This is a genomic window from Pseudomonas plecoglossicida NBRC 103162 = DSM 15088 (assembly GCF_000730665.1).
GTDB classification, from domain to species: Bacteria; Pseudomonadota; Gammaproteobacteria; order Pseudomonadales; family Pseudomonadaceae; genus Aquipseudomonas; species Aquipseudomonas plecoglossicida.
Map to the genome: position 1 here is coordinate 92,475 of NZ_BBIV01000006.1, position 26,351 is coordinate 118,825.

General features: G+C 61.4%; 23 protein-coding genes. 12 read left to right on the forward strand and 11 right to left on the reverse strand.

Annotated features, from left to right (window positions below; genetic code table 11):
* The first annotated feature begins 20 nt into the window (after window positions 1–20).
* On the forward strand, window positions 21–1,394 hold the full coding sequence (gene trkA, locus PPL01S_RS04590; RefSeq protein WP_016394293.1) for a Trk system potassium transporter TrkA: 1,374 nt from the start codon (window positions 21–23) through the stop codon (window positions 1,392–1,394).
* An 11-nt stretch (window positions 1,395–1,405) separates the two neighbouring features.
* Entirely contained in the window at window positions 1,406–1,714 is a 309-nt protein-coding gene (locus tag PPL01S_RS04595; protein WP_016394294.1) for a tetratricopeptide repeat protein, read from the forward strand.
* A 69-nt stretch (window positions 1,715–1,783) separates the two neighbouring features.
* On the opposite strand, the gene PPL01S_RS04600 is transcribed toward PPL01S_RS04595, so the two are convergent.
* Window positions 1,784–2,671, reverse strand: coding sequence for a lysophospholipid acyltransferase (locus PPL01S_RS04600; protein ID WP_016394295.1), 888 nt, complete (start codon window positions 2,669–2,671; stop codon window positions 1,784–1,786).
* Window positions 2,672–2,712: 41 nt separating this feature from the next.
* Window positions 2,713–3,264 (reverse strand): DNA-3-methyladenine glycosylase I, encoded by a 552-nt coding sequence (locus tag PPL01S_RS04605; RefSeq protein WP_016394296.1) that lies wholly within the window; start codon window positions 3,262–3,264, stop codon window positions 2,713–2,715.
* Window positions 3,265–3,347: 83 nt separating this feature from the next.
* On the opposite strand from PPL01S_RS04605, the gene glyQ reads away from it, so the two are divergent.
* The 4 genes from glyQ (at window position 3,348) to PPL01S_RS04625 (ending at window position 7,706) form a co-directional block, all read left to right on the forward strand.
* Complete coding sequence (gene glyQ / locus PPL01S_RS04610; protein WP_012269869.1) at window positions 3,348–4,295, forward strand: glycine--tRNA ligase subunit alpha; 948 nt, start codon at window positions 3,348–3,350, stop codon at window positions 4,293–4,295.
* On the forward strand, window positions 4,292–6,343 hold the full coding sequence (gene glyS, locus PPL01S_RS04615) for a glycine--tRNA ligase subunit beta (RefSeq protein WP_016394297.1): 2,052 nt from the start codon (window positions 4,292–4,294) through the stop codon (window positions 6,341–6,343). Before glyQ ends, glyS begins: the two co-directional genes overlap by 4 nt.
* 3 nt (window positions 6,344–6,346) lie before the next feature.
* Window positions 6,347–6,874, forward strand: coding sequence for a D-glycero-beta-D-manno-heptose 1,7-bisphosphate 7-phosphatase (gene gmhB, locus PPL01S_RS04620; protein ID WP_016394298.1), 528 nt, complete (start codon window positions 6,347–6,349; stop codon window positions 6,872–6,874).
* 61 nt (window positions 6,875–6,935) lie between these two features.
* Window positions 6,936–7,706, forward strand: coding sequence for a lysophospholipid acyltransferase family protein (locus PPL01S_RS04625; protein WP_016394299.1), 771 nt, complete (start codon window positions 6,936–6,938; stop codon window positions 7,704–7,706).
* A 251-nt stretch (window positions 7,707–7,957) separates the two neighbouring features.
* Here PPL01S_RS04625 and PPL01S_RS04630 read toward each other — a convergent pair whose 3' ends face one another.
* Together PPL01S_RS04630 and PPL01S_RS04635 are read right to left on the reverse strand one after the other, a co-directional pair.
* A complete protein-coding gene (locus tag PPL01S_RS04630) occupies window positions 7,958–9,577 on the reverse strand; it encodes an MFS transporter (RefSeq protein ID WP_016394300.1) in 1,620 nt (539 codons plus the stop codon).
* 96 nt (window positions 9,578–9,673) lie between these two features.
* Window positions 9,674–11,320 carry a GMC family oxidoreductase gene (locus PPL01S_RS04635; protein WP_016394301.1) on the reverse strand — a complete coding sequence of 549 codons (1,647 nt, stop codon included), beginning with the start codon at window positions 11,318–11,320 and terminating at the stop codon, window positions 9,674–9,676.
* A gap of 240 nt (window positions 11,321–11,560) precedes the next feature.
* Between PPL01S_RS04635 and PPL01S_RS04640 the strand changes: the two genes are divergently transcribed.
* Window positions 11,561–12,448, forward strand: coding sequence for a LysR family transcriptional regulator (locus PPL01S_RS04640; RefSeq protein WP_016394302.1), 888 nt, complete (start codon window positions 11,561–11,563; stop codon window positions 12,446–12,448).
* Here the strand turns inward: PPL01S_RS04640 and PPL01S_RS04645 are convergent.
* The 3 genes from PPL01S_RS04645 to PPL01S_RS04655 are packed head-to-tail and all read right to left on the reverse strand — an operon-like array spanning window position 12,437 to window position 15,445.
* Window positions 12,437–13,255 (reverse strand): sulfite exporter TauE/SafE family protein, encoded by an 819-nt coding sequence (locus PPL01S_RS04645; RefSeq protein ID WP_016394303.1) that lies wholly within the window; start codon window positions 13,253–13,255, stop codon window positions 12,437–12,439. The genes PPL01S_RS04640 and PPL01S_RS04645 overlap by 12 nt on opposite strands.
* Window positions 13,252–14,520: an NAD(P)/FAD-dependent oxidoreductase gene (locus PPL01S_RS04650; protein WP_016394304.1), complete on the reverse strand. Its 1,269-nt coding sequence runs from the start codon at window positions 14,518–14,520 to the stop codon at window positions 13,252–13,254. The genes PPL01S_RS04645 and PPL01S_RS04650 overlap by 4 nt, the downstream gene beginning before the upstream one ends.
* Before the next feature lie 40 nt (window positions 14,521–14,560).
* A complete protein-coding gene (locus PPL01S_RS04655; RefSeq protein ID WP_016394305.1) occupies window positions 14,561–15,445 on the reverse strand; it encodes an MBL fold metallo-hydrolase in 885 nt (294 codons plus the stop codon).
* Window positions 15,446–15,665: 220 nt separating this feature from the next.
* Here PPL01S_RS04655 and PPL01S_RS04660 point away from each other — a divergent pair, with 220 nt between their 5' ends.
* Window positions 15,666–16,964: a sigma-54 interaction domain-containing protein gene (locus PPL01S_RS04660; RefSeq protein WP_016394306.1), complete on the forward strand. Its 1,299-nt coding sequence runs from the start codon at window positions 15,666–15,668 to the stop codon at window positions 16,962–16,964.
* 69 nt (window positions 16,965–17,033) lie between these two features.
* Here PPL01S_RS04660 and gyrB read toward each other — a convergent pair whose 3' ends face one another.
* The 4 genes from gyrB to dnaA are packed head-to-tail and all read right to left on the reverse strand — an operon-like array spanning window position 17,034 to window position 23,255.
* Window positions 17,034–19,454, reverse strand: a complete 2,421-nt coding sequence (gyrB, locus tag PPL01S_RS04665) for a DNA topoisomerase (ATP-hydrolyzing) subunit B (RefSeq protein ID WP_016394307.1) — start codon at window positions 19,452–19,454, stop codon at window positions 17,034–17,036.
* 4 nt (window positions 19,455–19,458) lie between these two features.
* Window positions 19,459–20,562 (reverse strand): DNA replication/repair protein RecF, encoded by a 1,104-nt coding sequence (gene recF, locus PPL01S_RS04670; RefSeq protein WP_016394308.1) that lies wholly within the window; start codon window positions 20,560–20,562, stop codon window positions 19,459–19,461.
* A gap of 13 nt (window positions 20,563–20,575) precedes the next feature.
* Window positions 20,576–21,679 (reverse strand): DNA polymerase III subunit beta, encoded by a 1,104-nt coding sequence (dnaN, locus tag PPL01S_RS04675; protein ID WP_016394309.1) that lies wholly within the window; start codon window positions 21,677–21,679, stop codon window positions 20,576–20,578.
* Between the two features lie 40 nt (window positions 21,680–21,719).
* Entirely contained in the window at window positions 21,720–23,255 is a 1,536-nt protein-coding gene (gene dnaA / locus PPL01S_RS04680; protein WP_016394310.1) for a chromosomal replication initiator protein DnaA, read from the reverse strand.
* A gap of 583 nt (window positions 23,256–23,838) precedes the next feature.
* Here dnaA and rpmH point away from each other — a divergent pair.
* From rpmH to yidC, 4 genes are read left to right on the forward strand one after another with little or no spacing between them, the layout of a single operon-like run.
* Window positions 23,839–23,973, forward strand: coding sequence for a 50S ribosomal protein L34 (rpmH, locus tag PPL01S_RS24480; RefSeq protein ID WP_003253163.1), 135 nt, complete (start codon window positions 23,839–23,841; stop codon window positions 23,971–23,973).
* A 13-nt stretch (window positions 23,974–23,986) separates the two neighbouring features.
* Entirely contained in the window at window positions 23,987–24,391 is a 405-nt protein-coding gene (gene rnpA / locus PPL01S_RS24485) for a ribonuclease P protein component (RefSeq protein ID WP_016394311.1), read from the forward strand.
* Window positions 24,384–24,629, forward strand: a complete 246-nt coding sequence (gene yidD, locus PPL01S_RS24490) for a membrane protein insertion efficiency factor YidD (RefSeq protein ID WP_016394312.1) — start codon at window positions 24,384–24,386, stop codon at window positions 24,627–24,629. Before rnpA ends, yidD begins: the two co-directional genes overlap by 8 nt.
* 2 nt (window positions 24,630–24,631) lie before the next feature.
* The gene (gene yidC / locus PPL01S_RS04690; protein ID WP_016394313.1) at window positions 24,632–26,314 is read left to right on the forward strand and encodes a membrane protein insertase YidC; all 1,683 of its coding nucleotides are present in this window, start codon (window positions 24,632–24,634) and stop codon (window positions 26,312–26,314) included.
* The last annotated feature ends 37 nt before the right edge of the window (window positions 26,315–26,351 follow it).

The window sequence follows — 26,351 nt, forward strand, 5'->3', positions numbered from 1 at the left end:
AAAACGTTAGGGAGTAGCGGATGAAGATCATCATCCTCGGCGCAGGGCAGGTGGGCGGTACGCTGGCAGAACACCTGGCGAGCGAAGCCAACGACATCACCGTGGTCGATACCGACGGCGAACGCCTGCGCGACCTCGGCGACCGTCTCGACATCCGCACCGTGCAGGGCCGTGGCTCGCTGCCCACGGTGCTGCGCCAGGCCGGTGCCGATGACGCCGACATGCTGGTGGCGGTGACCAACAGCGATGAAACCAACATGGTCGCCTGCCAGGTGGCCTACTCGCTGTTCCACACCCCGACCAAGATCGCCCGGGTGCGCGAGTCGGCCTACCTCACCCGCGAGGAGCTGTTCGACAACGACCACATTCCGGTGGACGTGCTGATCAGCCCCGAGCAGGTGGTGACCAACTACATCAAGCGCCTGATCGAGCACCCAGGTTCGCTGCAGGTGATCGACTTCGCCGAAGGCAAGGCCCAGCTGGTGGCGGTCAAGGCGTACTACGGCGGCCCACTGGTGGGCCAGCAGCTACGCCAGATCCGCGCCCACATGCCCAATGTCGATACCCGCGTGGCGGCGATCTTCCGTCGCGACCGGCCGATCACCCCGCGTGGCGACACGGTCATCGAAGCGGATGACGAAGTGTTCTTCATTGCCGCGCGCAAGGACATCCGCGCCGTGATGGGCGAGCTGCGCCGCATCGACGAGACTAACAAGCGCGTGGTCATCGCCGGCGGTGGGCAGATCGGCGAGCGCCTGGCCGAGGCCATCGAAAGCCGCTACCAGGTGAAGATCATCGAGATGAGCCCGGCACGTTGCCGCCACCTCTCCGATACCCTGGAAAGCACCGTGGTGCTGCAGGGCAGCGCCTCGGACAAGGACCTGATGCTCGAAGAGAACATCGCCGATGCCGACATCTTCCTGGCCCTGACCAACGACGACGAGGCCAACATCATGTCGTCGCTGCTGGCCAAGCGCCTGGGCGCGCGCAAGGTGATGACCATCATCAACAACCCGGCGTATGTCGACCTGGTGCAAGGGGGCGACATCGATATCGCCATCAGCCCGCAGCTGGCCACCATCGGTACCTTGCTGGCGCATGTGCGCCGGGGCGATATCGTCAGCGTGCACTCGCTGCGCCGCGGTGCGGCGGAGGCCATCGAGGCGGTGGCGCACGGTGACGCGAAGTCGAGCAAGGTGGTCGGCAAGGCCATCGAAGACATCGCCCTGCCGCCCGGTACCACCATCGGCGCGATCATCCGTGATGAACAAGTGCTGATTGCCCATGACGACACGGTGATCGAGACGGGCGACCATGTGATCCTGTTCGTTGTGGATAAAAAGCAGATCCGCGATGTGGAGAAGCTGTTCCACGTCGGCTTGACCTTCTTCTGAGGAGAAACGGCATGCGCGAGTCGCTGGAAAAGATGCTGGCCAAGGGTGTGGATAACCCGCTGCTGCGGTTTGGCCTGGGCAAGGCCTGGCTCGATGAGGGCAACGGGGCCGAGGCGGCGGTGCACCTGGCGCGCTGTGTGGAGCAGGACCCGAAGTATTCGGCGGCATGGAAGCTGCTGGGCAAGGCCTATCAGTTGCTGGGGGATTTGCCGGCGGCGCGCAAGGCCTGGGAAGACGGGATCGTGGCGGCGCAGGCCCATGGGGACAAGCAGGCCGAGAAGGAAATGGCGGTGTTCCTCAAGAAGCTGAACAAGATCTGAGATCTTGGGGCTGCTTTGCAGCCCATCGCTGGCTTGCCAGCGAAAGGGGCGCAAAGCGCCCCCAAACTCTCAATACCAGCGCGCTTCTCCAGCCGGCCGCTTCTTGAAGCGCTTCATGCTCCACATGTACTGGCTCGGGTACTCACGCACATACCGCTCGACCACCTTGCTCATGGCAGTCGCCGAGACCGTGACATCCTCGCTGTACATCTCCTCCGGCGCCGCTTCCAGGAACACCTTGAAGCCCGATCCATCCGGCAGCCGCAGGGCATGCAGGAACACCCCCACCGCCTTGCCACCGGCCAGCATGTTCGGCACGAACTTGCTGGTCAGCGCCTGGGTCCCCAGGAACGGCACGAACACCCCGGCAGACTCGGCCGGCTCCGGGTCGGCGGGAATACCCACCTGCCCACCCCGGCGCACTTCCTTGATCACGCTGAGGATGCCTTCCTTGGTCGAAGGCGCCACGCGGTTGCCCATCTGCACACGCTGCTCGCGCAACAGGTCATCCACCGCCTTCAGCTTCGGTGGGCGGTAGAAGATGATCGGTTTGCACTGGCTGCAATAGAAGTGGTTGAGCACTTCCCAGTTGCCCAGGTGGCTGGTGATGCCGACCACGCCCTTGCCCGAGGCCAGAGCCTGCTCCAGCACTTCCAGGCCGTGCACTTCCTTGACCAGCTCCAGCGAACGCTGCGGCGGCCAGATCCAGGCACAGGCACTTTCGGTGAAGGACTTGCCGATGTCTTTCAGCGCACGGCCGACCAGTTGTTCACGCTCGGCCGGGTCCATCTCCGGGAAGCACTTGGCCAGGTTGATCCGCACGACATTGCGCGACCCATTGGGGATCTTCCACATCAACCAGCCGATACCGGCGCCAACGCGCTGCACAGCGCCCCAGGGCAGCTTGGCAAACAGGCGCAGCACCCCGACCATCAGGGCGCCCTTGAACTTTTCCACAGGCGAATTCCTTATTTCAGCGAGGCGCGCATTGTAACCCCTCAGCGCAGCAACGCGGCGTAGCGATCGCAATCGGTGGTGTGGTCCATGACCATGCCGGTGGCCTGCATGAACGCGTAGCAGATGGTCGGGCCGACGAAGGTGAAGCCGGCTTTCTGCAGGGCCTTGCTCATCGCCTTGGCCTCGTCGGTGACGGCAGGTACTTCGCCGCGGGCCTTGAAGTGATTGATCTTCGGCTCGCCGCCGACGAACGACCACAGCCATCGGGCAGGGTTATCCACAGCCAGCCAGGCCTGCGCATTGCGCCGCACGGCCTTGAGCTTGAGGCGGTTGCGGATGATGCCGGCATCGAGCATCAGCTCCTCGATCCGTTCGTCGCTCATCTGCGCCAGTTTGTGCGGGTCGAAGCCGTGCAGCACCTGGCGATAGCGCTCGCGTTTGCGCAGCACGGTGATCCACGACAACCCCGCCTGGAACCCTTCGAGCAAAAGCATCTCGAAGAGCAACGCCGGGTCACGCTGTGGCGTTCCCCATTCCTGGTCGTGGTAGGCCTGGTACAACGGATCGTCGGTACACCAAAAGCAGCGTGGCATAAGGCTCCAATGAGTAGAGGGCGAGGCGAATCAGGTTATACTCCCGCTCTTTACATCCGCATCCCCAGATACAGGTGAATTTCGTGAGCCAGCCTACGCCAGCCGTGCGTACCTTCCAAGACCTGATCCTCGCCCTGCAGAACTACTGGGCAGCTCAAGGTTGTGTGGTGCTTCAGCCCTACGATATGGAAGTAGGCGCCGGCACTTTCCATACCGCCACTTTCCTGCGCGCAGTCGGCCCAGAGACCTGGAACGCCGCCTACGTGCAGCCCAGCCGTCGCCCTGCCGACGGGCGGTATGGCGAAAACCCCAACCGCCTGCAGCACTACTACCAGTTCCAGGTGGTGCTCAAGCCAAACCCGGCCAACTTCCAGGAGCTGTACCTCGGCTCGCTGAAGGCCATCGGCCTGGATCCGCTGGTCCACGATATCCGTTTCGTCGAAGACAACTGGGAATCGCCGACCCTGGGCGCCTGGGGCCTGGGCTGGGAAATCTGGCTCAACGGCATGGAAGTGACCCAGTTCACCTACTTCCAGCAAGTCGGCGGCATCGAGTGCTACCCGGTCACCGGTGAGATCACCTATGGCCTGGAGCGCCTGGCCATGTACATCCAGGGCGTCGATTCGGTGTACGACCTGGTCTGGGCCGACGGCCCGTTCGGCAAGGTCACCTACGGCGACGTGTTCCACCAGAACGAGGTGGAGCAGTCGACCTACAACTTCGAGCACGCCAACGTCGACAAGCTGTTCGAACTGTTCGACTTCTACGAAAGCGAAGCGAACCGCCTGATCAAGCTGGACCTGCCGCTGCCGACCTATGAAATGGTGTTGAAGGCTTCCCACACCTTCAACCTGCTGGACGCCCGCCGCGCCATCTCGGTGACCGAGCGCCAGCGTTACATCCTGCGCGTACGCACCCTGGCCCGGGACGTGGCGCAAAGCTATCTGCAAGCCCGCGCACGCCTGGGCTTCCCGATGGCCACCCCTGAACTGCGTGACGAAGTGTTGGCGAAGCTGGAGGCTGCACAATGAGTGCTCAAGATTTCCTGGTTGAACTGGGCACCGAAGAGCTGCCACCCAAGGCCCTTGCTACCCTCGGCGACGCCTTCCTGGCCGGTATCGAGAGGGGCCTGCAGGCCGCAGGCCTGAACTACACCGGCAAGCAGGTGTACGCCGCACCGCGTCGCCTGGCCGTGCTGATCCGCCAGCTCGACGTGCAGCAGCCGGACCGCAGCATCAATATCGACGGCCCGCCCATGCAGGCTGCCTTCAAGGACGGCGAGCCAACCCAGGCCGCCCTGGGCTTTGCCAAGAAATGCGGCGTAGAGCTGTCGGAAATCGACCAGAGCGGCGCCAAGCTGCGCTTCTCCCAGCACATTCCGGGCAAGGCCACCGCGAGCCTGCTGCCGACCATCGTCGAAGATTCGCTCAACGACCTGCCGATCCCCAAGCGCATGCGCTGGGCGGCCAGCCGTGAAGAGTTCGTGCGCCCGACCCAGTGGCTGGTGATGCTGCTCGGCGACCAAGTGGTCGACTGCACCATCCTGTCGCAGCAGGCCGGCCGTGAATCCCGTGGCCACCGTTTCCACCACCCGGAAAACGTGGTCATCACCACCCCGGCCAACTATGTCGAAGACCTGCGCAAAGCCTACGTGCTGGCCGACTTCGCCGAGCGCCGCGAGCTGATCAGCAAGCGTACTGCCGAACTTGCCCTACAGCAGGAAGGCACTGCCATCGTGCCAGCGGCGCTGCTGGACGAAGTGACCGCGCTGGTCGAGTGGCCGGTGCCGCTGGTGTGCTCGTTCGAGGAGCGTTTCCTCGACGTGCCGCAGGAAGCCCTGATCACCACCATGCAGGACAACCAGAAGTACTTCTGCCTGCTGGACAGCGAAGGCAAGCTGCTGCCGCGCTTCATCACCGTGGCCAACGTCGAGAGCCGTGACCCCAAGCAGATCGTGCAGGGTAACGAGAAGGTCGTGCGCCCACGCCTGACCGACGCCGAGTTCTTCTTCAAGCAAGACAAGAAGCAGCCGCTGGAAACCTTCAACGAGCGCCTGAAGAACGTGGTGTTCCAGGCTCAGCTGGGCACCGTCTACGACAAGGCCGAGCGCGTTTCCAGGCTGGCTGCCTTCATCGCCCCGCTGATCGGCGGCGACGCCCAGCGCGCTGGCCGTGCAGGCCTGCTGTCGAAGTGCGACCTGGCCACCGAGATGGTCGGCGAGTTCCCTGAAATGCAGGGTGTTGCCGGTTACTACTACGCGCTCAACGATGGCGAGCCGCAAGACGTCGCCCTGGCCCTGAACGAGCAGTACATGCCGCGCGGTGCTGGCGCCGAGCTGCCGCAGACCCTTACCGGTGCGGCCGTGGCCATCGCCGACAAGCTCGACACCCTGGTCGGCATCTTCGGCATCGGCATGCTGCCCACCGGCAGCAAGGACCCGTACGCCCTGCGCCGTGCCGCCCTGGGCGTGCTGCGCATCCTCATCGAGAAGCAGCTGGACCTGGACCTGACCACTGCGGTCGAGTTCGCGGTCAAGCAGTTTGGCGCCAAGGTCAAGGCCGCCGGCCTGTCCGAGCAGGTGCTGGAATTCGTCTTCGACCGCCTGCGCGCGCGCTACGAAGACGAAGGCATCGACGTCGCCACCTACCTGTCGGTACGCGCCCTGAAGCCGGGCTCGGCCCTGGACTTCGACCAGCGCGTGCAGGCCGTGCAGGCCTTCCGCAAGCTGCCGGAAGCCGAAGCCCTGGCCGCGGTGAACAAGCGCGTGTCGAACCTGCTGAGCAAGGCCGAAGGCGCCATCGCCGACCAGGTCGAGCCGAAGTACTTCGACAACGCCAACGAGTTCTCTCTGTACTCGGCCATCCAGCAGGCCGACCAGGCCGTGCAACCGATGGCTGCCGCACGCCAGTACAGCGAGTCGCTGGCGCGCCTGGCCGCCCTGCGTGACCCGGTCGATGCCTTCTTCGAGGCAGTGATGGTCAATGCCGAGGATGCCAAGGTACGTGCCAACCGTTATGCCCTGCTCAGCCGCCTGCGCGGCCTGTTCCTGGGCGTTGCCGACATTTCGCTGCTGGGGTAAGCCTTGAAACTGCTGATTCTCGATCGTGACGGGGTGATCAACCAGGACTCCGACGCCTATATCAAGTCGCTGGAGGAGTGGATCCCGATACCCGGCTCGGTCGAGGCCATCGCGCAGTTGAGCAAGGCGGGCTGGACGGTGGCCGTGGCCACCAACCAGTCCGGCATTGCCCGTGGCTACTACTCGCTGGCAACGCTCGAGGCCATGCATGCGCGCTTGCGTGCACTGGTGGCAGAGCAGGGCGGCGAGGTGGGCCACATCGTGTATTGCCCGCACGGGCCGGACGAAGGCTGCGCTTGCCGCAAGCCCAAGCCAGGCATGCTGCGGGCGATTGCCGAGCATTACCAGGCGGACCTTCGCGGCGTCTGGTTCATCGGCGACAGTTCAGGTGACCTGCAAGCCGCCTTGGCCGTCGATGCACAACCGGTGCTGGTGAAAACCGGCAAGGGTGAGCGGACCCTGCAAAAGGGCGTCCCTGAAACTACACTGATTTTCGACGATCTGGCAGCTATCGCCAGAGAACTAATTTAAACAATGCGCCTTCGGGCGCATTTTTCTCAGGCGGGCATGCCCCGCAACGGTACTTGCCACTATGTCGATGCTGCAGGCGATCAGAGTCTTTCTTTTTTACCTGCTGTTGGGCACCAGTTCGCTGCTGTGGTGCTCCCTGAGCTTTTTTGTCGCGCCATTTCTGTCGTTCCCCAGGCGTTACAAGTTCATCAACGTGTACTGGTGCCGCTGTGCGCTGTTCCTGACCCGCACGATCCTTGGCATCGATTACAAGATCACGGGTGCTGAGAATGTGCCGAGTGAGCCCTGCGTGATTCTGTCCAACCATCAGAGCACCTGGGAGACGTTCTTCCTGTCCCAGTACTTCTCGCCACTGAGCCAGGTGCTCAAGCGTGAACTGCTGTATGTGCCGTTCTTCGGTTGGGCAATGGCCATGCTGCGGCCGATCGCGATCAATCGCGACAACCCCAAGGAAGCCCTGCGTCAGGTGGCCAGCAAGGGTGACGATCTGCTCAAGCAGAAGGTCTGGGTGTTGATCTTCCCGGAAGGCACCCGGGTGCCCTTCGGCACGGTGGGCAAGTTCTCCCGCGGCGGTACCGCCTTGGCGGTGAATGCCGGGCTGCCAGTACTGCCTGTTGCGCACAACGCGGGCAAGTTCTGGCCCAAGGCTGGCTGGGGCAAGCGCGCAGGCACCATCGAGGTGGTGATCGGCGAGCCAATGTACGCCAACGGCACCGGCCCGCGCGCCATCGCCGAGCTCAATGACCGCGCTGCAGCCTGGAACGAAGCGACCCAGCGGGCCATGGGGTCGCTGCCACCGGTGGACGAAAAGCCGCAGGAGCAGATGGCCTGACCATCTGTGGATAACTTGTTAGCAATTTTTCGATGAAATGCCTGAAGTTATCGCTAAGTGTTTGAATTAGCTATTTATTTCCGTGTATGACATTTTTCTGAAAATCGTGCATAAGTTTTTTCGAGGCATAAGAAAACCGGCTTTTACAGCCGGTTTTCTTATGCCTCGAGGGCCTCATCGCCGGCAAGCCGGCTCCCACAAAGGATCGTGCAGTTCCCTCTGTCGGAGCCGGCTTGCCGGCGATAGGGGCATCAGATCTTGTCGATATCCACATCCTTGGTTTCTTTGAGGCAGAAGATCCCCACCACCAGGCTAATCCCGGTCACCAGCACCGGGTACCACAGCCCGTAGAAGATGTCCCCGGTATACACCACCAGCGCGAACGACACCGTTGGCAGGAACCCACCGAACCAGCCATTGCCAATGTGATAAGGCAGCGACATCGAGGTATAGCGAATCCGCGTCGGGAACAGTTCAACCATCACCGCCGCCAGCGGCCCGTAGGTCATGGTCGCGATCAGGATCATCGCCACGATCAGCACCACCACCATCACCTGGTTGACCTGCCCAGGGTCGGCCTTGGCCGGATAGCCTGCCTGCTCCACTGCCGTGCGCATGGCCGCTTCGTCGAAGCCGTTGATGCTCTTGTCGCCAATGTTCACTACCACCTGGCTACCGGTCACTTCCACCGAGCTGTACGGCAGACCCTGTTTGACCAGGAAGGTCTTGACCTTGTCGCAGGGGCTGTCGAAACGTGCCTTGCCCACCGGGTCGAACTGGAAGGTGCACGTTTGCGGGTCGGCAGTGACCACGATCGGCGCCTGGCGGCTGGCGGCGTCGATCTGCGGGTTGGCGTAATGGCTCAGGGCCTTGAACAGCGGGAAGTACAACACCGTGGCCAGCAGCAGGCCGAGCATCAGGATCGGCTTGCGCCCGATGCGGTCGGACAGCCAACCGAAGAACACGAAGAACGGCGCGCCGATCACCACGCTGATGATCAGCAAGGTGTTGGCCTGGGCCGGGTCCATCTTGAGCATCTGGGTCATGAAGAACAGTACGTAGAACTGCGCCGTGTAGAAGGTCACGGCTTGCCCTGCATTGATGCTGAACAGGGCAGTGAGGACCACCTTGAGGTTCGGCCAGGAAGTGAACGACTCACGAATCGGCGACTTGCTGACCTTGCCCTGGGCCTTCATTTTCACGAAGGCCGGCGACTCGTGCATGCTCATGCGGATCCAGGTGGAGATCGCCAGCAGCACGATCGACAGCAGGAACGGCAGGCGCCAGCCCCAGGTCTCGAACTGGTCGCCGCTGATGTAGCGGCTGCCCAGTACCACCAGCAATGACAGCAGCAGGCCGAGGGTGGCAGTGGACTGGATGAAACCGGTGTGGAAACCGCGCTTGCCAGGTGGCGCATGTTCCGCCACGTAGGTGGCAGCCCCGCCATATTCCCCGCCCAACGCCAGGCCCTGGAGCATGCGCAGCACCACCAGGATGATCGGCGCCGCGATGCCGATGCTGGCATAGGTGGGCAACAGGCCGACCGCGAAGGTGGAGAGGCCCATCAGCACGATGGTCACCAGGAAGGTGTACTTGCGCCCGATCATGTCGCCCAGACGGCCGAACACCAGCGCGCCGAAAGGCCGCACCAGGAAGCCGGCGGCAAAGGCCATCAGGGCGAAAATGAAGGCGGTGGTGTCATTCACACCCGCGAAGAACTGCTTGCTGATGACCGCGGCCAGTGCGCCATAGAGAAAAAAGTCATACCACTCGAACACCGTCCCGAGGGATGACGCGAAAATGATCTTGCGTTCTTCACGACGGCTGGATCTGCTGGCCGTCGCCCCCTGCTCTTGAATGTAATCCGACATCGTTGCTGTCCTCGGCCCACAGGCCACAGTGATTATTCTTGTTGTTCCACTGTCGGCAGCCTCTGACCGCAAGCCGCCGGTACTGCACGCACCCGGTCAGGGCGTCGGTAGCGCGTCTTCGTTCAGGTAGGTCTGGGTAGCCGCTCCTTTGAGGATCAGTTGCGCCGCCTTCTCGGCGATCATGAGGGTGGGTGAACAGGTATTACCGGAGGTGATCTGCGGCATGATCGACGCGTCCGCCACGCGCAGGCCGGGTATGCCATGCACGCGCAGCTGGTTATCCACAACGTCCAGTGCGCCGCTGCCCATGCGGCAGGTGCCCACCGGGTGGAAGATCGTGGTGCCGATCTTGCCGGCGGCTTCGAACAAGTCTTCTTCCGTCTGCAGAGCCGGCCCTGGCAGGTACTCCTTGGGATCGAAGGCGGCGAGGGCAGGGGCCTGGACGATGCGCCGGGTGAGGCGAATGGCGTCGGCAGCGACCCGCAGGTCCCGCGGGTCGCTCAGGTAATTGGGATCGATCAGCGGAGCGCTGTGCATGTCCGCGCTGGCGATGTCGATGCGCCCACGGCTTGCCGGGCGCAGGTTGCACACCGAAGCGGTGAAGGCCGGGAACTGATGAAGCGGCTCGCCGAAGCGTTCCAGCGACAACGGTTGCACGTGGTACTGAAGGTTCGCCGTGGCCTGCTCGGGCCCGGAGCGCACGAACGCGCCCAACTGGCTGGGCGCCATGGCCAACGGGCCACTGCGGTCGTACAGGTAGCGCAGGCCCATGCCCATCTTGCCCCACAGGCTGTTGGCCATCTGGTTCAGGGTGCGGGTGTTGCGAATCTGGTAGATCAGCCGCAGTTGCAGATGGTCCTGCAGGTTGCCGCCGACACCGGGCATGTCGTGACGCACGGCAATCCCCAGGCTTTCCAGCAGCTTGCGTGGGCCGATGCCTGAGCGCTGCAAGATACCGGGCGAGCCCACCGCGCCTGCGCACAGGATGATTTCACGGCGCGCGGCAAATTCGTGCCAGGCGCCTTGCCAGCGTGCCTTTACCGCACGCGCACGGGTGTTGTTCAACAGCACCTGGTCGACTTGAACATCGGTGAGCACGGTGAGATTGGCGCGGTCCTTGATCGGCCGCAGGAATGCCTTGGATGCATTCCAGCGCACGCCGCTGCGCTGGTTGACCTGAAAGTATCCACAGCCCTGGTTGTCGCCGGTGTTGAAGTCGTCGACCTTGCCGATCCCGCTCTGTTCGGCGGCATCGCGGAAAGCATCGAGAATCGGCCAGCTATAGCGCTGACGCTCGACGCGCCACTCGCCGCTGGCGCCATGGTGCTCGCTGCTGCCGGAAAAATGATTTTCGCTGGCCTTGAACAACGGCAGCACATCCTTCCAGGCCCAACCGTCGTTGCCTTGTTCGGCCCACTGGTCATAGTCGGCCGCCTGGCCGCGCATGTAGATCATGCCGTTGATGGATGAACAGCCACCCAGCACCTTGCCCCGTGGATAACCCAGGCTGCGACCGCCCAGGCCGGGCTGTGCTTGGGTCTTGAAGCACCAGTCGGTACGGGGGTTGCCGATGCAATAGAGGTAACCGACGGGGATATGGATCCACGGGTAGTTGTCGCGGCCGCCCGCTTCGAGCAGCAATACCCGGCAGGTCGGGTCGGCGGACAAACGATTGGCCAACAGGCAGCCGGCGGGACCGGCACCTACGACGACGTAGTCGAAGACAGAATCGGCTGATGGCATGTGCAACCTCGCGCCTGATTATTGTTCTTGTCGTCCTACATCTTATTGATTAATTTCGCTGAGGAAACACGAGATTTCGCGCAGCCGTTGTGCGTTTTAGCACAGTGGTAAGCCTGTACTGGCGCTATCGCTGGCAAGCCGGCTCACACCGGAAACCCACAAGTCTTGAACCCTGTGGAGTACCTGTGGGAGCCGGCTTGCCGGCGATAGCGCCAGAACGAACAGCACAAAAGGATCAGCATGTTCGACTGGAATGATCTGCGGTTTTTCCTCGAGTTGCAGCGCAGCGGCCGCTTGCTCACTGCCGCCAAGCGCCTCAATACCACCCACAGCACCGTCGCCCGGCACATCGAAAGCATCGAGAAGAGCCTCGGCACCCCCCTGTTCATGCAGCATGCCCAGGGTTACGAGCTGACCCCTTCAGGCCAGGCGCTGCTCAAGCATGCCGAAGCCATGGAGAACGTCGCCCTGCTGGCGCAGGAAGAAATCACCCAGGCCATAACGCCACTGGGCAAGATCCGCCTTGGGGTAACCGAAGGCATCGGCATCATGTTCTTCACCCCGCGCATGAGCGAACTGTTCGAGCGCTATCCGGGCCTTGAGGTCGAGCTGGTCGCCGTGCCGCGCTTCGTCAGCATCCTGAACCGCGAAGCGGAAATCAGCATCCACCTGGAACGGCCCAATGCCGACCTGCTGATTACCCGCAAGCTCACCGACTACCGCCTGGCGCTGTATGCCAGCCAGGCCTACCTGGACCGCTCGCCGCCCCTGCGCAGTCGCGAAGACCTGGCCCGCCACAGCTGGATCGGTTATGTCGATGACCTGCTGTTCAGCCAGGAGCTGCTGTTTCTCAACAGCTTCTGCCGGGCGCCCAACGTGGCCTTTCGCAGCACCAGCGTGATCGCCCAGCAGACCGCGGCCCGCGCCGGATTGGGCATTGCCGTGCTGCCCAACTTCATGGCCCGCCACGATCCCGGGCTGGTGCGCGTGCTGCCCAGCGAGACCATCCAGCGCAGCTACTGGATCTGTACTCGCCGCGAGCTGCACAAATCGGTGCGCCTGCGGGTCGTCTGGGACTACCTGCTGGCGCTGTGCGCGGCGCAGCAAGGCGAGTTGCTAGCCGAGTAGCGCCTTGCCCGCCAGGAGCAGGGCAGCCGACCAGCCGGCCACGGCAAACATCTGCTGCAAACGCGGCCCGGCGAGCCTGCCAGCCAGCGGCCGGGCTGCCAGCAGGCCGAGGACCGCACCGATGGCGAACGGTGCGCCAACCCGCCAGTGCATGACGCCCGCCAAGGTAGCACTGACCACGCTGCCCATCGATACCAGGGCGATCACCGCCAGCGATGTGCAGACGATGCTGGTCATGCGCAGGTTGGTGTAGCGGTTCAAGGCCGGGATGATCACGAACCCGCCGCCCACACCCAGCAAGCCGGACAACAGCCCGGACAGTGCTCCGGTGAAAGCCAGGGCACGCGCGCACGGTAGCGTCCAACGCAAGCGCCCCTGCAGCGGGTTGAGTACGCAAGGTGCGATCAGCCGGTGCGCATCGACGGTCTCGCCGCGCAGTTCCCTGGCCGCCTTGCGCCAGATGCGCAGGCAGGCGTACACCAGCACCACGGCGAACACCAATGCCAAGGGCGTATTGGGCAAGCGCTGGGCGAGCATCAGCCCGAACGGTGCTACCGCGATACCGATCAGGGCGATGAACAGGGCGGCGCGATAGCGCACCAGCCCTTGGCGCAAACCCAGCACGGCGCCCACGGCAGCCGCCAGCCCCACCGCCAGCAAGCCGATGGGCGCCGCTTCGACCATCGACATGCCCAGGCCGAACACCAGCAACGGCACCGCCAGGATGCCGCCACCGGCACCGGTCAGCGCCAGCACGGCACCGATGATGGCACCGAGCCCGGCGCCAAGCAGTTCATGCTCTATCACTGAGGTGCCTCGACCAGTGGCTGAGGCCGCGCCATCCATTCACGCCCCTTGAGCATGCCTTGCCAATACAGCGGCGGCAGTACTCGCGCCTTGAGCAGCCAGGCCAGGCGAGTCGGCTTGCGCCCGTCCAGCAACCAGCGCGGGAAACTCGGCGCGACCTTGCCGCCATAGGTGAACTCGGCCAGCACGATCTTGCCGCGCTCGACAGTCAGCGGGCAGGAACCATAGCCATCGTACTGGGCCAAGGTCGGCAACCGGCCCAGCGCCACCAGCACATTGTTGGCCACCACCGGCGCCTGCTTGCGCGCCGCGGCTGCAGTCTTGGCATTGCTGGTGTTGGCCACGTCGCCCAGGGCATGGATGTTGAGGAACTGGCGATGGCGCAGGGTATGCGGGTCGACATCGACCCAACCTGCGGCATCGGCCAACGGGCTGTGGCGGATGAAGTCAGGGGCGACTTGCGGCGGAACCACGTGCAGCATGTCGAAGGCTTCAGTGCGGGTTTCGCTGCTGCCGTCGGCGAGCGTACGGGCGAAGGTCGCGCGCTTGTTGGGGCCATCCACCGCGACCAGGCGCTGGCTGTAGTTCAGGTCGACGCCGTACTTGTCGATGTAGGCCATGAGCGCGGGCACATAGTCGGGCACGCCGAACAGCACGGCGCCAGCGTTGAAGAAGCTGGCCTTGATGTTACCCAGATGACCATGGCGCAGCCAATGGTCGCAGGAGAGGTACAGGGCTTTTTGCGGCGCACCGGCGCACTTGATCGGCATCGGCGGCTGGGTGAACAGCGCACGGCCTTGCTTGAGTCTTTGCACCAGCTGCCACGTGTAGGGTGCCAGGTCGTACCGGTAGTTCGAGGTCACGCCATTGCGGCCCAGGGTCTCGCTGAGCCCGGCGATGGACTCCCAGTCGAGCTTCAGGCCAGGGCAGACCACCAGTTGCTCGTAACTGACGGCACGGCCGTCTTCGAGCATGACCAGTTGGGCAGAAGGATCGAATCCCTGCACCCGCGCCTTGACCCAATGCACACCGCGTGGAATGGCCGAGGCCATGGTACGGGCGGTGCTGGGTGCGTTGAACACACCAGCGCCGACCATGGTCCAGCCGGGCTGGTAGTAGTGCACATCGGCGGGGTCGATCAGCGCGATGTCCAGGGAAGGGTCGCGGCTGATCAGGCTGGAGGCGGTGGCGATACCCGCGGCACCGGCACCGACGATGACCACTTTGTGGTGGTCGGCATGAGTTGGGGACAACAAGGCAGGCATGACAGTATTTCCTGGATTTCTAATAGATGGAGCAGGGCGGTCAGAGCTTGTTCAGCGGAATCTTCAGGTAGCTCACGCCGTTTTCCTCGGGCTCGGGGAAATGGCCGCTGCGCATGTTCACCTGCACCGAAGGCAGGATCAGCACGGGCATGTCGAGGGTCTTGTCGCGGGCTTCGCGCATGGCGACGAAGCTGTCCTCGTCGATGCCTTGATGGATGTGAATATTGTCACCGCGCTGTTCGGCGACCGTGGTGACGTAGCGCATGTCACGCCCACCTGGCAGGTAGTCGTGGCACATGAACAGCTGGGTCTGGTCTGGGAAGGCCAGCAGGCGGCGGATGGAGCGATACAAGGTGCGGGCATCGGCACCGGGGAAGTCACAGCGCGCGGTACCGTAGTCGGGCATGAACAATGTGTCGCCGACGAACACTGCTTTCTCCCCGCCATCCTGGACCAGGTAACTCATGCAGGCAGGTGTATGCCCCGGGGTGTGCAGGGCACGCGCGAGCAGGTTGCCGATGCGAAAGCCTTCTTCGTCCTCGAGCAACACGTCGAACTGACTACCATCACGGGCAAAGCCCGCTTCTGCGTTGTACAGCGAACCGAAGACCTTCTGCACCTGAGTGATGTGAGCACCAATGGCGGTATGGCCACCCAGCTTTTCCTTCAGGTAAGCCGCTGCGGAAAGGTGGTCGGCATGGACGTGGGTTTCCAGTATCCACTGCACCTCGGCCCCCAGCGCCTTGACCCGGGCAATCAGCAGATCTGCAGAGTCGGTGCAGGTACGTCCTGCCTTGGGGTCGTAGTCCAGGACGCTGTCGATCAACGCGCACTTGCGCGTCTCGCCGTCCATGACCAGGTAGCTGATGGTCGAGGTCGCCTTGTCGAAGAAGGCTTCCACGTGAAGGTTGTTGCCGATGATCATCACGTTCTCCAAATTATCCACCGCCCTCATAAGGCGTAGGCAGTGCCAGGAGGTTTATCAAGATGCATGCCAGGCCGCTTACGCGCTGAAAAGCCAAGGAAACCGGCCATTGCTGGCGCATGCCTTGGCACAATGGCAGCTGCGCTGGCAGTCGACTGACAGCCAATGGCAGTGTTTGGCAGTCCTTGTTACCCTGCCTGCGTCATAGATCGGTGCCGTCATGCCTGAATCCCACTCCATCATCCTAGCCTTGGTTTCCTACCTCGAACACGATGCGCTGCCTACGATCGTGCTGGACACCGACTACAACATCCTCGCTGCCAATGCGGCCTACCGCCGGCTGTTCGGCCGTGATCAGCAAGCCCCACTGGGCGAGAAGTGCCATCGCGTCTCGCACCATTACGCCGTGCCCTGTGATCAGGCCGGTGAGCATTGCCCGATGCGCAAGGTATGGGACAGCAAGGTGCCGGAGCGTGTGCTGCACATCCATCACACGCCACGCGGCCCGGAGCACGTGGATGTGGAACTGCGCCCGATCCTCGACGAACAGGGTAGGGTGGTGGCCTTCGTCGAGCGCCTGAACACTGTCACCCTGGCTTCGGCACAACCTCAGCAACAAGGTCTGGTGGGCAGGTCGCCCGCGTTCAAGGGGGCACTGGCCAGCCTGCAGCGTGCGGCCCCTGCGCAGATCCCGGTGTTGCTCCAGGGTGAATCGGGCACCGGCAAGGAATTGTTCGCCCGCGCGATCCACATGGGCAGCCCACGGGCCAACGGCCCGTTGGTGGTGGTCGACTGCACCGGCCTGACCGAATCGCTGTGCGAGAGCGAATTATTCGGTTACGAGAAAGGCGCCTTCACCGGCGCCAACCAGCGCAAGATCGGCCTCGCTGAAGCCGCCCATGGCGGCACATTGTTCCTCGACGAAATCGGTGAAGTGCCCTTGGCCATGCAGGTCAAACTGCTGCGCCTGATCGAGTCCGGCAGCTTCCGACCGGTAGGCAGCCTGCGCACCGTGCACTCGGACTTCCGCCTGGTATCGGCGACCCACAAGCCATTGAAGCAGATGGTGGCAGCGGGCACGTTTCGCGAAGACCTGTACTACCGGATCAGCGGCTTCCCGATCCGCTTGCCCGCATTGCGCGAGCGCGTGGAAGACTTGCCGTTGCTCGCCGAAAGTTTATTGCAGCGCATGCCAGGCATGCCGGCACCCAGGTTGAGCCAGGAAGCACAGCAGCATCTTGAGCTGCATCCTTTCCCTGGCAATATCCGCGAGCTGCGCAACATCCTGGAAAGGGCTCGCCTGTTTGCCGATGACGGGCTGATCCGGCCCGAGCATCTGCCTGAAGATCTAGGCCTGGAGCAAGCTCGCAGTCTTGTCAAAGGGCGAGGCCGCAACGACCTCGGTGCGCTGGCGCAGGCACTCGAACAATTCCAGGGGCCACGCAGTGAACTGGCTCGGCACCTCGGGATGAGTGAACGCACCTTGTATCGCCGCCTGAAGGCGCTGGGCTTGTCGTAGCCCGTGTGGATCTGCAGCCAAAGAAAGCCCGCTTTCGCGGGCTTTCTTTCGAGCGGTTTCTACACCTGATCAGAAGTCCAGGTTCGATACCGACAGGGCATTGCTTTCGATGAACTCGCGGCGCGGCTCCACTGCATCACCCATCAGGGTGTTGAAGATCTGATCGGCAGCGATCGCGTCTTCAATGGTGACCTTCAGCATGCGGCGCACGGTTGGGTCCATGGTGGTTTCCCACAGCTGATCCGGGTTCATCTCGCCCAGACCTTTATAGCGCTGGATGGTGTGGCGCTTGGTGGTCTCGTTCATCAGCCAGTCCAGGCCTTCCTTGAACTCGACGATCGCCTTGCGACGCTCACCACGCTGAACATAGGCGCCTTCACCCAACAGGCTGGACAGCTTGGCACCGATGTTGACCACGGTACGGTAGTCGTTGCTGCCGAAGAAGTCGCGGTTGAAGGTGATGTAGCTGGCCAGGCCGTGGGAGGTGATTTCCACTTCCGGCAGCCAGACATTGCGTTCCTTGTCTTCGCGCAGGCTGGCCTTGTAGGCCAGGCCCGACTTCTGGCTGTTGTTCAGGCGTTCCTGCAAGCGCGCCAACCAGGCCTGCATGACAGCCTGGTCGCCCAGTTGCTCGAGGGTGACTTCCGGCAGGTAGATGAAGTGCTCGGTCAGCTCTTCCGGGTACAGGCGCGACAGACGCTTGAGGGTCTTCATCACGCTGCGGAATTCGTTCACCAGGGCTTCGAGTTGAACACCGGAAACCGCAGGCGCCGACTCGTCCAGGTGCAGGCTGGCATCTTCGAGTGCCGACTGGGTCATGTATTCTTCCATGGCCTCGTCGTCCTTGATGTACTGCTCCTGCTTGCCCTTCTTCACCTTGTACAGCGGCGGCTGGGCAATGTAGATGTAGCCACGCTCGACCAGCTCCGGCAGCTGACGGAAGAAGAAGGTCAGCAGCAGGGTACGGATGTGCGAACCGTCAACGTCAGCATCGGTCATGATGATGATGTTGTGATAGCGCAGCTTGTCGATGTTGTACTCTTCACGGCCGATACCGCAGCCCAGTGCAGTGATCAGCGTGCCGACTTCCTGGGACGAGATCATCTTGTCGAAACGGGCTTTCTCGACGTTGAGGATCTTGCCCTTCAGCGGCAGGATCGCCTGGGTGCGACGGTTACGACCTTGCTTGGCCGAGCCGCCTGCGGAGTCACCCTCCACCAGGTACAGTTCGGACAGGGCAGGGTCCTTCTCCTGGCAGTCCGCCAGTTTGCCCGGCAAGCCGGCGATATCCAGCGCGCCTTTGCGGCGGGTCATCTCACGAGCTTTGCGCGCCGCTTCACGGGCACGGGCGGCATCGATCATCTTGCCGACAACAGCCTTGGCTTCGTTGGGGTTCTCCAACAGGAAGTCGGCGAAGTACTTGTTCATTTCCTGTTCCACGGCGGTTTTCACCTCCGAGGAAACCAGCTTGTCCTTGGTCTGGGAGCTGAACTTCGGATCCGGCACTTTCACCGAAATGATCGCGGTCAGACCTTCACGGGCGTCATCGCCGGTGGTGGCGACCTTGTTCTTCTTGGCCAGGCCTTCCTGCTCGATGTAGCTGTTGAGGCTACGGGTCAGGGAGGAACGGAAGCCAACCAGGTGAGTACCACCGTCGCGCTGCGGAATGTTGTTGGTGAAGCACAGCAGGTTTTCGTTGAAGCTGTCGTTCCACTGCAGCGCTACTTCAACGCCCACGCCATCTTCACGCTGGACATTGAAGTGGAACACCTGGGAGTTGACCGGCGTCTTGTTGGTGTTCAGGTATTCAACGAATGCGCGCAGGCCGCCTTCGTACTTGAAGAACTCTTCCTTGCCCGAACGCTCGTCCTTCAGCAGGATGCCAACGCCGGAGTTGAGGAACGACAACTCGCGGATACGCTTGGCCAGGATGTCCCAGCTGAAGTGAATGTTCTTGAAAGTTTCAGCCGACGGCTTGAAGTGAATGTGGGTACCGGTGGATTCACTGTCGCCCACTACAGCCATTGGAGCCTGTGGAACACCGTGCACGTAGGTCTGTTCCCAGATCTTGCCGCTGCGGCGAACGGTGAGCACCAGCTTTTCAGACAGGGCATTGACCACCGACACGCCTACGCCGTGCAGGCCGCCAGAAACCTTGTACGAGTTGTCGTCGAATTTACCGCCGGCGTGCAGCACGGTCATGATGACCTCGGCTGCTGAAACGCCTTCTTCTTTATGCACGTCAACCGGAATGCCGCGACCGTTGTCGCGCACACTGATGGATTCATCCGGGTGAATGATGACGGTGATGTCATCGCAGTGACCGGCGAGGGCTTCGTCGATCGAGTTGTCGACCACCTCGAAGACCATGTGGTGCAGGCCGCTACCATCATCGGTGTCGCCAATGTACATGCCGGGACGCTTGCGCACGGCATCCAAACCTTTCAGCACCTTGATGCTGGAGGAGTCGTACGTTTGATTTTCGCTCATGCCTTCACTCCCGATGGTCGTGGGTCTGGGTGATACGGCCCTGTTCCACGTGGAACAAAGCAACTGGCGTTTCCGTTTGCCAGCCTTCCCTCAGTAATTCGTGATCTACACAGGTGATGAATACCTGGCAGCGTAATTCTTCAAGCAAGCGGCACAGCGCACGCCGATGTTGATCGTCCAGTTCGGACGGCAAGTCATCGACCAGATAAATACAGTGACCGCGGCGAGCCTGGTTGACGAGGTGGCCTTGGGCGATGCGCAAAGCACATACGACCAGCTTTTGCTGACCACGCGACAAAATGTCGGCCGCATTGTTGGCAGCCAGACGAAGTCGCAAGTCAGCACGCTGCGGACCAGCTTGGGTATGGCCCATTTGCTGATCGCGAAGGAGAGAAGAGGCGAGGACTTCTTGCAGTTCCCGGTCCTTGTCCCAGCCTCGATAGTAGCTCAGGGTCAACCCGTCCAACTCGACCAGTTCGCTCAGGGTTTGCTCGAAGACGGGCTTCAAGGCCTTGATGTAGTTGCGACGGTATTCATCTATTTCCGCGCTGGCCAGGCACAGTTCCCGGTCCCAGGCGGCTTGCGAAGCTGGGTCAAGTGTACCATGACGCAACCACGAGTTCCGCTGCCGCAGCGCCTTCTGCAGACGTTGCCAGGCTGGCATGAATCGGGGTTCCACGTGGAACACTCCCCAATCCAGGAACTGCCGTCGGATCTTCGGGGCGCCTTCCAGCAGTCGAAAACTGTCTGGGTTGATGAGCTGCAACGGCAACAATTCCGCCAATTGCGCAGCACTCCGTGCATTCTGCCCATCGATGCGAATGGTGAACTCCCCTTGGCGTTCGCGAGAAACACCCAGGTTGCTGGTACCACCCTCATTCAGCTGCACCTCGCCAAACACCGTGCACGCAGGTTGTTCGTACTGAATGACCGGGTTCAGGCGGGTGCTGCGAAATGAGCGGGCCAAACCAAGCAGGTGCACAGCTTCGAGCACACTGGTTTTGCCACTGCCATTGGCGCCGTAGAGGATGTTGATGCGGGGAGAGGGTGTGAGAGTCACCGGGTGCAGGTTGCGCACCGCGGTGACCATGATACGTCGAAGGGACATTTGGCCTGCTACGTTACAGGCGCATCGGCATGACTACGTAGGAAGAATCGTCATTGCCGGCTTCCTGCAGCAGCGCACTGCTGTTGGAGTCAGACAAGATCAGACGAACTTGCTCGGTAGTCATCACGCCCAGCACGTCCAGCAGGTAGCTGACGTTGAAGCCGATCTCCAGCGAGCTACCTTCGTAGTCGACGCTGATTTCTTCTTCGGCTTCTTCCTGCTCAGGGTTGTTGGCCTGGATCTTCAGAAGGCCGGCAGACAATTGCAGGCGAATGCCGCGGTACTTTTCATTCGACAGAATCGCCGTTCGGCTAAACGCTTCGCGAAGCGCCTGACGATCTGCGACCACTACCTTGTCCCCACCTTTTGGCAGCACACGCTGATAGTCCGGGAATTTGCCATCAACAAGCTTGGAAGTGAAGGTGAACTCCCCAGTGGTAGCACGGATGTGGTGTTGACCCAGAACGATGCTGACCTGCCCATCAGGCTCGTTCAACAAGCGCGCCAGCTCGAGGATGCCTTTGCGCGGAACGATCACCTGATGAAGGTTGGAATGATCGATACTGTCATGCATGGAGCAAAGCGCCAGACGATGCCCATCGGTGGATACGGCGCAAATATGGTTCGTATCTACCTCTAGCAGCATACCGTTCAGGTAGTAACGAACATCCTGCTGGGCCATGGCGAAGCCGGTGCGCTCGATCAGGCGACGCAGCTTGCTCTGCTCCAGGTTGCAGGTGAGCGAGCCTGGGCCTTCTTCCACGGTCGGGAAGTCGTTCGCCGGCAGGGTCGACAGGGTGAAACGGCTGCGACCGGCCTTGACCAACAGCTTCTGCTCATCGACCTTGATGTCGATCAGAACGTCGTTCGGCAGGCTCTTGCAGATGTCCATCAGCTTGCGCGCCGGGACAGTGATCTCGCCAGGCTCGGCCGGCTCTTCCAGTTGCACGCGGCCTACCAGTTCGACTTCCAGATCGGTACCGGTCAACGACAGCTGCTGGCCTTGTACGACCAGCAGTACGTTGGACAGGACCGGCAAGGTCTGGCGGCGCTCGACGACACCGGCGACCAGTTGCAGGGGTTTCAACAGGGCTTCGCGTTGAATGGTGAAATGCATGGTCTAGTCCCTTGCCTTCAATTAGCTGGGCTGACGGCCATCAGGTCGTCAGCGTGCGCAGCAGGTTCTTGTAGTCCTCGCGGATGTCCGCGTCGGATTCCTTCAATTCGTTGATCTTGCGGCAGGCGTGCAGCACGGTGGTGTGGTCACGGCCACCAAACATGTCGCCGATCTCCGGAAGACTGTGGTTGGTGAGCTCCTTGGACAACGCCATGGCCACCTGGCGTGGGCGCGCGACGGAACGCGAGCGACGCTTGGACAACAGATCGGCGATCTTGATCTTGTAGTACTCGGCCACGGTGCGCTGAATGTTATCCACACTGACCAGCTTGTCCTGCAGCGCCAACAGGTCCTTCAGCGATTCACGAATCAGCTCGATGGTGATATCGCGGCCCATGAAGTGCGAGTGAGCGATCACACGCTTGAGCGCGCCTTCGAGTTCACGCACGTTGGAGCGAATACGCTGGGCGATGAAGAACGCCGCGTCGTGTGGCAGTTCGACCTTGGCCTGGTCGGCCTTCTTCATCAGGATCGCGACACGGGTTTCCAGTTCCGGTGGCTCTACAGCCACAGTCAGGCCCCAGCCGAAGCGCGACTTCAGACGCTCTTCCAGGCCTTCGATTTCCTTGGGGTAGCGGTCGCTGGTGAGAATCACCTGCTGGCCACCTTCGAGCAAGGCGTTGAAGGTGTGGAAAAACTCCTCCTGCGAACGCTCCTTGCGGGCAAAGAACTGGATGTCGTCGATCAGCAAGGCGTCGACCGAGCGATAGAAGCGCTTGAACTCGTTGATCGCGTTGAGCTGCAGCGCCTTGACCATATCCGCCACGAAGCGCTCGGAATGCAGGTAGACCACCTTGGCATTCGGATTCTTCTTCAACAGATGGTTACCCACAGCATGCATCAAGTGAGTCTTGCCCAGGCCCACCCCGCCATAAAGGAAGAGCGGGTTGTAGCCATGCTTGGGATTATCGGCCACCTGCCAGGCAGCGGCGCGAGCCAACTGGTTCGACTTGCCTTCGACGAACGTCTCGAAGGTAAAGGTGCGGTTCAGGTAGCTGGTGTGCTTGAGCGCGCCTTCGACCTGGACGGTGCGCTGTTCGGTACGTCCGCTCGCGGTCGGCACCGGGTTGCTGTCTGCCATGGCATCGAAGCTTTCACGCGAAGACGGCTCGGGGCTGTCTTCGATCGAGACGGCCTCGACAACGGCAGCCGTGGCTGGCTCGACGAGCGCTGCGGCTGGCGCAGCAGCGGGTTGCGCATGGCTTTGTGCGAGAGACGCCGCCACTGCAGCACTGACCGGGGCGTTGGGGGCGGCCCGCGGTGCGGAGCTGCGACGGCTGCCTATCAACAAGGAAAGGGCTGGCGCGATGCCGCTGCCGTTTTCACCCAATAGTTCGAGAAGGCGGCCGAGGTACTTTTCATTCACCCAATCGAGAACGAAACGGTTAGGCGCATAGACGCGCAACTCGTCGCCTTCGGCTTCGACCTGTAGCGGACGGATCCAGGTGTTGAATTGCTGGGCAGGCAGTTCATCGCGCAGAAGCTCCACGCACTGCTGCCAAAGTTCCACTGACACGGATATCCCCTGAGTTGAAAGCCGGATGAGGCAAAAACAAACCGCCATTGTACCGGTCGAGCGCTCAGTTATCCACATGTGGAAACATTCTGAGCCATGCCAAATCAGCCATTTAGCGACCAAAACAGCTCGACATGACTACGAATAAGCCCTGTGGATAAGCGCACATGAGGGCTATGCACAACCCTGAGTTCAGATCTGTTGATAACTCACCTGTGGATAAGCATCGATTTGTTCCACAGGTTTTACCCACAGGCCACACAGACGCAGCACCTGTTGTGGACAAGGTTTCAAAATTCTGTACAGCCCGTGAGTATTGGCCTGCAGAATGTTATCCACAGACACTTATCCACTTAAGAGTTATAAGTTCTTCAGAAAAGCTTTTTATATCTCTCTTCTTTTTTTTCATTCTGTCGTCCGTTTGTCCAGCCGATCGAGTGTCGACTGGACGAGAAGCCAGAGACGCCTTCCATAAGGAAAGGCTGGTTGGAAATTGACCTATTGCCTTGCTTTCTCTAGAATCGCCGATCTCTTAAAAAGGGGGCCATCCCGGCCCGTTGTCGACAAACCCAGGTAACACGCCATGAAACGTACTTTCCAACCAAGCACCATCAAGCGCGCTCGCACCCACGGCTTCCGTGCCCGTATGGCTACCAAGAACGGCCGCGCTGTTCTGTCGCGTCGTCGTGCCAAAGGCCGTAAGCGTCTGGCCATTTGATTTTTCGGCACAGGTGGTGAGTCAGGACTTCAGTCGGGAAAAGCGACTGCTTACACCCCGGCATTTCAAAGCGGTCTTCGACTCCCCAACCGGCAAGGTTCCAGGGAAAAACCTGCTGATCCTTGCTCGCGAGAACGGTCTCGATCATCCACGCCTCGGCCTGGTGATCGGCAAGAAGAGCGTCAAGCTTGCCGTTCAACGCAATCGCCTCAAGCGCTTGATGCGCGATTCCTTCCGTCTCAACCAGCAGATGCTCGCTGGCCTGGACATAGTGATCGTCGCGCGCAAGGGATTGGGTGAGATAGAAAACCCGGAATTGCACCAACACTTTGGCAAGCTCTGGAAACGCCTGGCTCGCAGCCGGCCCACTCCAGCGGCAAACGCCGATTCCGCAGGGGTAGACAGTCAAAATGCGTAAACTGGCACTCGTTCCGATCCAGTTTTACCGTTACGCCATTAGTCCTCTGATGGCCAGTCACTGTCGTTTCTACCCCACTTGCTCCTGTTACGCTTACGAAGCCATTGAGAACCATGGCCTCTTGCGTGGCGGGTGGCTAGCCGTTCGTCGCCTGGGGCGTTGTCATCCGTGGAACGACGGCGGTTTCGACCCCGTTCCCCCCGCTCCTTCCTCCCGAACTTCTTCGATAGCCGAGTAATCATGGATATTAAACGCACGATCCTGATCGTCGCCCTGGCAATCGTGTCCTATGTCATGGTCCTGAAGTGGAACGATGACTACGGTCAGGCTGCCTTGCCGACTCAGAATACTGCTGCCAGCACTGTTGCTCCGGGCTTGCCCGATGGCGTACCCGCCGCCAACAACGGCGCCAGCGCCGATGTACCGAGCGCCAATGGTGAGTCGAGCCCTGCCGAACTGGCACCCGTTGCACTCAGCAAGGATCTGATTCGGGTCAAGACCGATGTCCTGGAACTGGCTATCGATCCAGTCGGTGGTGACATCGTTCAGCTGAACCTGCCGAAGTACCCACGCCGTCAGGACCATCCGGACATTCCGTTCCAGCTGTTCGACAACGGCGGCGAGCGTGTCTACCTGGCACAAAGCGGCCTGACCGGCGTCAACGGCCCGGATGCCCGCGCTGCAGGTCGTCCGCTGTATGCCACCGAACAGAAGAGCTACCAGATGGCCGACGGCCAGGAACAACTGGTGGTCGACCTGAAGTTCAGCGACAACGGCGTCAACTACATCAAGCGCTTCAGCTTCAAACGTGGCGAATACGACCTGAACGTCAGCTACCTGATCGACAACCAGAGCGGTCAGGCCTGGAACGGCAACATGTTTGCCCAGCTCAAGCGTGACGCCAGCTCCGATCCGTCCTCCAGCACCGCCACCGGCACTGCCACCTACCTGGGTGCTGCGCTGTGGACACCTTCCGAGCCTTACAAGAAGGTCTCGATGAAGGACATGGACAAAGGTGCTTTGAAAGAAAATGTGTCCGGCGGCTGGGTTGCCTGGCTGCAGCACTACTTCGTGACCGCCTGGATTCCGGCCAAGTCGGACAACAACGTCATCCAGACTCGCAAGGACAGCCAGGGCAACTACATCATCGGCTACACCGGCCCGGCCCTGAGCGTACCTGCCGGCGGCAAGGTCGAAACCAGCGCCATGCTGTATGCCGGTCCGAAGATCCAGTCCAAGCTCAAGGAGTTGTCCCCAGGCCTGGAACTGACCGTCGACTACGGCTTCCTGTGGTTCATCGCCCAGCCGATCTTCTGGCTGCTGCAACATATCCACAGCCTGCTGGGTAACTGGGGCTGGTCGATCATTGTCCTGACCATGCTGATCAAGGGCTTGTTCTTCCCGCTGTCGGCTGCCAGCTACCGCTCGATGGCGCGCATGCGCGCCGTGGCACCCAAGCTTGCCGCGCTGAAGGAGCGCTTCGGTGACGATCGCCAGAAGATGTCCCAGGCGATGATGGAGCTGTACAAGAAAGAGAAGATCAACCCGCTGGGTGGCTGCCTGCCGATCCTGGTGCAGATGCCGGTGTTCCTGGCCCTGTACTGGGTACTGCTGGAAAGCGTGGAAATGCGCCAGGCCCCGTGGATGCTGTGGATCACTGACCTGTCGATCAAGGATCCATTCTTCATCCTGCCGATCATCATGGGCGCCACCATGTTCATCCAGCAGCGCCTGAACCCGACGCCGCCGGATCCGATGCAGGCCAAGGTGATGAAAATGATGCCGATCATCTTCACCTTCTTCTTCCTGTGGTTCCCGGCTGGTCTGGTGCTGTACTGGGTTGTGAACAACTGCCTGTCGATCACTCAGCAGTGGTACATCACCCGCAGCATCGAAGCGGCCAGCAAAAAAGCTGCTGCTTGACGGGCTACTGCGCTAGCCTGTGAATAAAAACGCCCCT